The following is a 2847-nucleotide window of genomic DNA, read 5'->3' as shown; positions in this document are numbered from 1 at the left end:
GACGTCAACAGCAACCGCACCGGGCTGGCCCAGGAGGCTACGGCCGGTGCGCCGGCGGGCACCTGCCCGGCGACGGTGGCGGCGTCGGCCTCCTACGCCCTCGACACCGCCGACCGGCTCAAGGTCGATGCGTCCCGGGGGACGTTGCGGTATGACGCGCTGGGCCGGACGCGGGTGCTGCCATCGACCGACACCGTGGACGGCGGCGGGGATGTGGCGCTGGACTTCCTCGTCGATGACCTGGTGGCGGGCATGAGCCAGGGCGGGCGGACGTCGACGTTCGGGTTGGACGCCGCCGCGCGGCGGGTGGTGCGCACCGACACCGACCCGGCCGCTCCGGGTACTCGGCGGACGGTCAGCCTGTACGGCGGGGATGACGACAACCCCGACGTGGTGCAGGAGCCGGACAACAGCTTCACCCGCAACATCACCTCCTTCGGTGGGCTGGCCGCGGTCGTCACCAAGAACGGCACCACCGGGGCCGAGGTGGTCCTGCAGCTGGCCAACCTGCACGGCGACATCGCCGCCACCGTGCCCGCCGACGCGCAGACACCGGTGGACCTGCGGGTGACCGAGACCACCGAGTACGGCCTGCCGTGGGTCAAGCCCACCGCCGGCACAACCCAGGCCCGTTACGGCTGGCTGGGCACCCACCAACGCGACGCCTCCACCATCGGCGGCCTCACCCTGATGGGCGTCCGGCTATACGCACCCACCCTCGGCCGCTTCCTCAGCGTCGACCCAATCGAGGGTGGTAATGCCAACCCGTACATCTATCCGGCAGACCCGGTCAACATGTTCGACCTCGACGGACGGTGGGAATGGGCCAAGAAGGCTTGGAGAGCAACCACTAGGTTCGTGAAAAGGCACAAGACCGCGATCGTCAATACAGTCGGAGTACTTGGAGTGATTGGCTTGGCCGCAACAGGCGTCGGGTTGTTCGCCGTAGCAGGCTCGGGTCTCGCCGCCGTCGCTGGGACCGTTGCCTGGGGTGCTGGAACCGGCGCGGCACTAGGCTCGGCCGCGCTTTGCGGGACTGGGGCCCGTCGCGGTTGGGGTCGTGCCGCAGACTGCTTGGGGGCCGCTACTGGTGGCATTGGGTCGGCTCTGGGGATTGCCGGACGGTCGGCGCGGATATCGGGCTACGGCCGGCACGCGTACAACGGTGTCCGGTATGCGGCCAGAGCAAGAGCGGCTAGAGGCATGGGTCTATTGGTCAGTTCCTACGACGCTGTATGGGCTTGGAACAACAGGCGCAGGTGAAGCGGACGTACCGTAGGCAAGAAATCGGTACATCGGTGCGGCGAGGAGTGACGGAGTGTCAAGGGAACGTGGTGCCGACAGATCCGACCTTCGGGCGCGGCGAAGCGTGCATTGGCGAATAGTCAAAGGCAGGCCCATTTCACCTAGAGAGATGCCCCTGGCTCTGCAGACTGCAGAAGAGCTTAGTGGCCGACTCTGGCGCGGCATACTCACGGGATTTATGTTCGGCATCATTATGGCGATCTACATACCCGAATCAATGCCGCCCACTGACCTGTTCTCCTGGAGCTTGCTGATCGGCGCGTTCTTGGCCATCGGCATATACATCTACGGACTGTGGGTGGTTCTCCGGGCGCGGAGATGGCTGAATCGGCACCGCGCCGCTGGCTAGTGTTGCGTGATGCGGTATGGAGTTTGGCGGCGCTGCCGTCCAGCAGAGCACGCGGCGCTGGGGGGTGGGTTCGCCGGAGCGGCCGGAAGATCATGTGTGGCGCGGCATCGCCTGTAGCGCGGTCGGTCGGTGTAAGAGATCGCGCGGATAGGGGCGTGTCGGTGACGCCAGACAGGCACGAGCCTCGGTAGAGGGAGGGGTATCTGACGCCACCTTCTTCCCCGAGGTGCTCGTGCCTGCGCTGCCATCTTCTGTCATCGACCCGCTCTGGGACCAGTTCGCCGCGCTGCTCCCCGAGCGCGAGGATGCCCACCCGCTTGGCTGCCACCGGCCCCGGATCCCCGACCGGATCGTGTTCGACAAGCTGATCCAGGTGCTGGTGCTGGGAGCGGCCTACGACAGGATCGCCGACTCGGCCTGCTCGGCGACCACGATCCGCACCCGCCGCGACGAGTGGATCGACGCCGGCGTGTTCGCCGCCTTGGAGCAGTTGTGCCTGCAGGCCTACGACCGCATCGTCGGGCTGGACCTGGCCAACGTGACCGTCGACGGGTGCATCACCAAGGCGCCCTGCGGCGGCGAAGCTGCGGGAAAGTCCCCGGTCGATCGCGGCAAGCAGGGCACGAAGCGCTCGGTGCTGACCGAGGCAACCGGGATCCCGCTGGGCTGCGTGGCCGCCCCAGCCAACCGCCCGGACTCCCCGCTGCTGCGCCCGACCTTGGAGAAGCTGCGCCGGTTCGACGAGGGCCTGGGGTTCGGCCTTCCCGAGGACATCACCGTGCACCTCGACGCCGGGTACGACAGCACCAAGACCCGCGGGCTCCTCGAGGAGCTGGGCTGCGATGCGGTGATCAGCGCCAAGGGCTTCCCGCTGCAGGCCGGAGCCCGCTGGGTGGTCGAGCGCACCAACTCCTGGCACAACCGCGGCTTCACAAAGCTCGCCATCTGCACCGAACGACGCACCCGCGTCATCGACGCCTTCATCGCCCTGGCCAACGCGGTCATCATCGTCCGGCGACTACTGCGCACCGCCTGGACCACCCACCGCTGGGACACCCGACCCGCACGCCGCCCATGACCTATCCGCGCGATCTCTAACCCGGATCTTTCGCCCGCCCATCGGTGATCATCGGGATGCGACTCGGTGGGCCGCCGGTGCGTGATTCTGGCATTGGGGTGTGACGGTTCGGCCG

Annotated in this window: 2 protein-coding genes; both read left to right on the top strand. The window is 67.7% G+C overall.

The window, feature by feature from the left end; all coding sequences use genetic code 11:
* Window positions 1-1263: RHS repeat-associated core domain-containing protein (locus tag E9529_RS22480; protein ID WP_304505684.1), on the top strand; the 1263-nt coding region annotated here is incomplete at its 5' end.
* A gap of 623 nt (window positions 1264-1886) precedes the next feature.
* The gene (locus E9529_RS21275) at window positions 1887-2732 is read left to right on the top strand and encodes an IS5 family transposase (RefSeq protein ID WP_236833255.1); all 846 of its coding nucleotides are present in this window, start codon (window positions 1887-1889) and stop codon (window positions 2730-2732) included.
* Window positions 2733-2847: the final 115 nt, after the last annotated feature.

Origin of the sequence: Blastococcus sp. KM273128 (assembly GCF_021698975.1) — a bacterium.
Classification (GTDB): domain Bacteria; phylum Actinomycetota; class Actinomycetes; order Mycobacteriales; family Geodermatophilaceae; genus Blastococcus.
This window is presented reverse-complemented; position numbering and strand designations above follow the sequence as displayed.